The organism is uncultured Mycobacterium sp. (assembly GCF_964249325.1).
Lineage (GTDB): Bacteria > Actinomycetota > Actinomycetes > Mycobacteriales > Mycobacteriaceae > Mycobacterium.
This window is the reverse complement of sequence record NZ_CAXUCH010000284.1, coordinates 1-5,049: the sequence shown is the minus strand read 5'-3', so window position 1 is coordinate 5,049 and position 5,049 is coordinate 1. Positions and strand designations below refer to the sequence as shown.

Below are 5,049 nucleotides of genomic sequence, written 5' to 3'. Positions count from 1 at the left end.
GTCCAGTCCGTTCTTCGCGGCAACTACAAGGTGGGCGTCCTGGGCAAGGGCGGTGTCGGGAAAACGACTGTGGCGGCCAGCGTCGGCTCGATCTTCGCCGAGCTGCGCCGGCAGGACCGGGTGCTCGCAGTCGACGCCGACACCGCGTTCGGCAGGCTTGCCAGCAGAATCGACCCTCGGACCCAGACCTCGTATTGGGAGCTCGCCGCGGACAAGAACCTGCGGTCATTCGCCGATGTGCGCGCCCGGGTCGGCACCAATTCGGCTGGCCTGCATGTGCTGGCCGGCGATTCGCCCACGGGCCGGCGTCGAGTGCTCGACCCGGCCATCTACCGGGAAGCCGCGTTGCGGCTGGACCGCCATTTCACCATTTCCATCATCGATTGCGGTTCGACGATGGACGCGCCGGTCACCCAGGAGGCGCTGCGCGACCTGGACGCGCTGATCGTGGTGTCCTCGCCGTGGGCCGACGGCGTATCGGCGGCGGCGCAGACCATGGAGTGGCTGGCTGAGCACGGCCGCACCGGTCTGCTGCAGCGCAGCGTCGTGGTGCTCAACGATTCGGACGGGCACGCGGATAGACGCACCCGCTCGGTGCTGGCACGCCAGTTCACCGACCGTGGCCAAAAAGTGGTCGAGGTGCCGTTCGACCCGCATCTGCGGCCCGGCGGCGTCATCGACGTGCGCAGCGAGATGGCTCCGGCAACGCGACGCCGATTTCTGGAGATCGCGGCGACGGTCGCTCAATACTTCGCGTCGCGGCCCGACAGTGCGCGCAACCGTCTGGTCACCTGACGACGGGCGGTCACGGAGTTTCGGCGGCGCGCTTCAGTCCGGCGCTTTCCATGCCGAGGTATTCACGGATGCGGGATCGCGCGATCAGCGACCCCAGCCACGCGAGCGGTCCGCTGCCGTTGAACTCCAGGGTCGTCCGGACATGGTCTCCGGTGTCCTCGATGCGATGCACCGCTTCGAGGGTGAGCCCCGGCTGCCTGGCCACCCAGGTGAAATTGCGCATGGGCTCCAGTTCGGTCACCGTCCACACCATGGGTCGGCCTTTCGGCTGCACCACGCGCGATCGGCTGCCCACCGCAAGCGGGCCGTCGTCAAGGCGCTTGATTTCCCGCATCGACTCGGTCCAGCCCGGCCAGCGCTCGACGTCGACCAGCAGCTGCCACACCCGTTTGGCCGGGGCGTGCACGGTTTCCTCACACACGTATCGCATGCGCCAATCACCTCCGCCGGCATCATGGCATGGCGGCGGCCAGCAGTTAGCCTGCGCCGTCGAAAGCCGCGATGCGCGCCAACGGGTCGACGGTGGCCTCGACTTTGGTGATCCGCTGGTCGCGGAGGGTCAGCACCAACACAGCGAAGAGCCGTCGCCGGGCAAAGGCCAGCAGCACAGGCTGCCCGGCGGGTCCGCTGACCAGTGTCACGCCCGGGCCCAGATAGCGAAGCAAGCTCGTGGCGACGGCGTCCGGTCCGTGGTTGACCTGTTGCGGCGGAGCCGGGTCGGCCAGCAGCGTTTCCGCTCCCCACACCGTCGGATCGAGCGCCTCGGCCAAGGCCTGGAGATCGCCGTTAGCGCAAGCGGTGATGAATTTCTCGGTAACGAGCACGTGCTCGGTCGGGGCCACTTCGGTCAACTTCGGCCCGGCCTGGGTGAACTTCGCGCGCGCCCGCCGCGCCAGCTGACGGCAGGTGCCGACCGGGCGGCCCACCGTTTCCGCGATCGCGTCAAACGGGATTTGGAAAACGTCGTGCAGCACGAAGGCCACTCGTTCACCGGGGCTTAGCCGGCGGAGGACTTCTAACAGTGCAGCGCGCACCTCGTCGTCGAGCGTGACCCGATCGGCGGGGTCGAGTCGCCGGGTTTGGTTGACCGCGGATGCCTGCTGGTCGATCTCGGCCGGCTGTTCGTAGCGGGCGTGCGCCGAGCGCAGCTGGTCCAGGCAGATTCGGCTTGCCACCACGGTCAGCCAGCCGCGCACATCGTCGATCTGAGCGGGATCGGCGCGGGATAGCCGCAGAAACGCTTCCTGCGCAACGTCTTCGGCCTCGCCGACATCACCGAGCATCTGGTAGGCCAGATTGATCAGATACGGGCGATGGTGCCGCCAGGCCTCGGTGACCTGGTCTGACTGCGGTTGGCTCATGTATTCATGACGATTCGGGCTCGGAAAAAGTTACAGATCTATCGGGTGAGGATAAGGTACTGCGCAGCCAGCTGCTGGTGCGCGTTGTCAGCTTGCCGCGCAACGGCTTGATCTAACAATCATCGCCCCGCCCGCTCCTCAAGCTCGGCGCTACAGCACCTGGGTGACATTCCGGTCTGCAACGCAGTCAAAGCACTATCGGCACATGCTTTTCCGCGCAGGCATCCATCACGGCGTCGACGATGTCCTGGGTACGCACCGTCTCCAGATCTTCCACCGTCACCGAGCCCTTATTGGTGCGATGCATGGCGGCAACCCGGGAATCCCTGAGCCGCTCCGCGCGCTCGATGACATTTCGCGCAAAACGCCCGTTCTGCATGATGTCGATTCCGTGCCTGCCGTCGGGCCCCAGGTAAGCCCGCAGCATCGTGCATGCAACGTTGAGGGCTTCGCGGGCGGAGGGCTCGATGACGGTCGCGCGGGGCTCGCCGTAGCGGACCGCGATTTCCACCAATTCGTCGGGACTGTAGGACTCGAACCGCAGCTTTCGGTTAAAGCGGCCGGCCAAACCTGGGTTGACCGTGAGGAATTCGTCGACTTCCTTCTCGTATCCGGCGCCGATGAAGCAGAAATCGAACCGATGCACCTCCAGCGCGATCATTAGTTGGTTGACCGCTTCCATCCCGATCATGTCGGGCCGGCCGTCTTGGTGGCGCTCCACCAAGCTGTAAAACTCATCCATAAATAAGATGCGCCCCAGCGAGCGGTTGATCAACTCGTTGGTCTTCGGGCCTGATGCCCCGATGTGCTCACCACAAAAGTCGGCGCGCTTGACTTCGATGATCTCGGGGTGCCGCACAATCCCCAAGCCGGCGAAGATCTTTCCCAGCGCCTCGGCGGTCGTGGTCTTACCGGTGCCCGGCGGTCCCACCAGCAGCATGTGGGCGGGGGTCAAACTTCCCGGTGGGCAGTACCGCAAGCGTGATCAGCTCGCGCGCGCTCACGACCTCCTGCGCCGCATCGCTGCCGGTGAGATCAACTCGCGGCAGCTGCCGGAAAACGCCGCCTTGCTCGCCCGGCGTCAGCACGACGCTGTTTCGGCGCCGGTCACGGTGTTTCACCTGCCGGCGGCTCGGGTCGGCCCTCGGTCCGCCGCATAACCGGGTTTGAGCCAGCCGACACGTCCCCGCGGTCGAAAGTCGCGGTTACGCTGAACCGGCCGACCCGGCGGCACCGCCAGTCACGCAGGGACGAATGGATGTCCTTCGACTCAACACCGACAGCAGCGCAACACGATTTGGCCCGGCGCACTCACGATTTCGCTGGATCGGTGATCCGCCCCGTCGCCCTCGATTATGACCGGCGCCAGGAATTTCCATGGCCGGTGTTGGAGGAGGCGGCTCAGCATTCGTGGTGCCGGGTGCAACGCCCGGGCTCCAGTTAGTGCGCAAGCTCGACAAATTGGGCTGCTGGGCATCACACACCGCCGAGTTGCGGTTCGACGGTGTCCGGCGTTCCGGAAGCCAAGCTGCTTGGGGGACAAGAGAAACTGGAATACAAGCTGGCGAAGGCCCGGGAAGCGGTCGCCGGTGGTCGGCGTTCCGGCTCGGCGACGTTAGGCACGTTCGAGCAAACCCGGCCGATGGTGGCGGCTCAGGTAGTGTCGCGGTATCGGCGCCTATCACGCGGCGGCCGCGGGGTGACGAGGTGAGCCATCCAGAAGCGCATCAGCCGCGCCCGCTGCCGGATTGGAAGGGACTCGATAATGGCAACCGATAAGACCGGCGCACCGACCACGGTCACCGCCGAGCAGGGCAAGTACACCATCGCCCTCAAGGGCAAAACCGTCGGCCACGCCGCTGTCGCGGACCGCGATAATCAGCGCATCTTCTACCACACCGAGATCGATGACGAGTTCGGCGGCCGCGGGTTGGCGACCATCCTGGTGCAAGAAGCGCTGGAGGCGACCCGCCAGGACGGCAAGCGCATCGTCGCGGTGTGCCCGATGGTGGCCGGAGTGCTCGACAAACATCCGGAATTCAACGAGATCAGCGATCCGGCCACGCCTGAGATCAAACAGTGGGCGCAGACCTTGCCTACCGGCTAGGCGGTCTGATCCGGTCGACCAACCCCGCCTGGATCAAAGTTCGGTGGGCGAAGGGGGATTTGAACCCCCACGTCCCGAAGGACACTGGCACCTGAAGCCAGCGCGTCTGCCGTTCCGCCACTCGCCCGAACAACCGGTGGAGACTACCACTGTAATAGTCCCATTCCCCAATCGCCGGACCCGGACGGCCGCGGTCCCGAACGTCGGCCCGGTGCCTGCGGACCCCGGCCGACCTGCAGCGATCGGATTCTCAGAGTTCTTGAGGTGCCGCAGCGGTGCGACGGCCCGATACCATAGCTGAATAGGCAGATTAGCTGGTGCGACACGCGCAGGAGTCGTCTGCCCCGCAGCAGCAATATAGAAGGACAAGTGAGGCGAGCGCTGGATATGGGTAGCCAGAAGGGGCTAGCTCAGCGCATCGAGCGCAAACTTGAGGCCACCGTAGGGGATGCGTTTGCTCGGGTGTTCGGCGGTTCGATCGTCCCGGAAGAGGTCGAAACGATGTTGCGCCGAGAGGCGGCTGACGGGGTACGGTCGCTTCAGGGCAATCGGCTTTTGGCGCCCAACGAATACATCATTACTCTCGGTGCGCACGACTACGAGACGCTCGGCGCCGACCCGGATGTCACAGCGGAGACTTTTGCTAAACACTTGGCGGGATACATCGATGAACAGGGATGGCAAACATATGGTGATGTGGTTGTCCGCTTCGAGCAGTCGCCGAACCTGCACACCGGGCAGTTCCGCGCTCGCGGCGCCGTCAACCCCGACGCCCAACCCCGCCCG

General features: G+C 65.3%; 5 protein-coding genes, 1 tRNA gene and 3 pseudogenes. 5 read left to right on the top strand and 4 right to left on the bottom strand.

Annotation, left to right across the window (positions count from 1 at the left end):
- On the top strand, positions 1–795 hold a 795-nt coding region (locus ACFE99_RS22690), incomplete at its 5' end, for a MinD/ParA family protein (protein ID WP_375488782.1).
- A gap of 10 nt (positions 796–805) precedes the next feature.
- Here ACFE99_RS22690 and ACFE99_RS22685 read toward each other — a convergent pair.
- The 3 genes and pseudogenes from ACFE99_RS22685 to ACFE99_RS22675 all read right to left on the bottom strand — a co-directional run.
- Positions 806–1,225: an SRPBCC family protein gene (locus ACFE99_RS22685; protein WP_375488780.1), complete on the bottom strand. Its 420-nt coding sequence runs from the start codon at positions 1,223–1,225 to the stop codon at positions 806–808.
- A gap of 46 nt (positions 1,226–1,271) precedes the next feature.
- A complete protein-coding gene (sigI, locus tag ACFE99_RS22680) occupies positions 1,272–2,156 on the bottom strand; it encodes an RNA polymerase sigma factor SigI (protein WP_375488778.1) in 885 nt (294 codons plus the stop codon).
- 187 nt (positions 2,157–2,343) lie between these two features.
- Positions 2,344–3,138: pseudogene (locus ACFE99_RS22675) on the bottom strand (AAA family ATPase); the annotation flags it as partial.
- Between ACFE99_RS22675 and ACFE99_RS22670 the strand changes: the two are divergent.
- From ACFE99_RS22670 to ACFE99_RS22660, 3 genes and pseudogenes are all read left to right on the top strand, one after another.
- Positions 3,095–3,316, top strand: a pseudogene (locus ACFE99_RS22670) (transcriptional regulator); the annotation flags it as partial. The pseudogenes ACFE99_RS22675 and ACFE99_RS22670 overlap by 44 nt on opposite strands.
- A gap of 98 nt (positions 3,317–3,414) precedes the next feature.
- A pseudogene (locus tag ACFE99_RS22665) lies at positions 3,415–3,819 on the top strand (hypothetical protein); the annotation flags it as partial.
- Between the two features lie 102 nt (positions 3,820–3,921).
- Positions 3,922–4,263, top strand: coding sequence for a GNAT family N-acetyltransferase (locus tag ACFE99_RS22660; RefSeq protein ID WP_375488776.1), 342 nt, complete (start codon positions 3,922–3,924; stop codon positions 4,261–4,263).
- Positions 4,264–4,307: 44 nt separating this feature from the next.
- Here the strand turns inward: ACFE99_RS22660 and ACFE99_RS22655 are convergent.
- Positions 4,308–4,390 (bottom strand) — tRNA-Leu (locus ACFE99_RS22655).
- 260 nt (positions 4,391–4,650) lie between these two features.
- Between ACFE99_RS22655 and ACFE99_RS22650 the strand changes: the two genes are divergently transcribed.
- A partial coding sequence (locus tag ACFE99_RS22650) for a DUF3662 domain-containing protein (RefSeq protein ID WP_375488774.1) occupies positions 4,651–5,049 on the top strand: 399 nt, incomplete at its 3' end.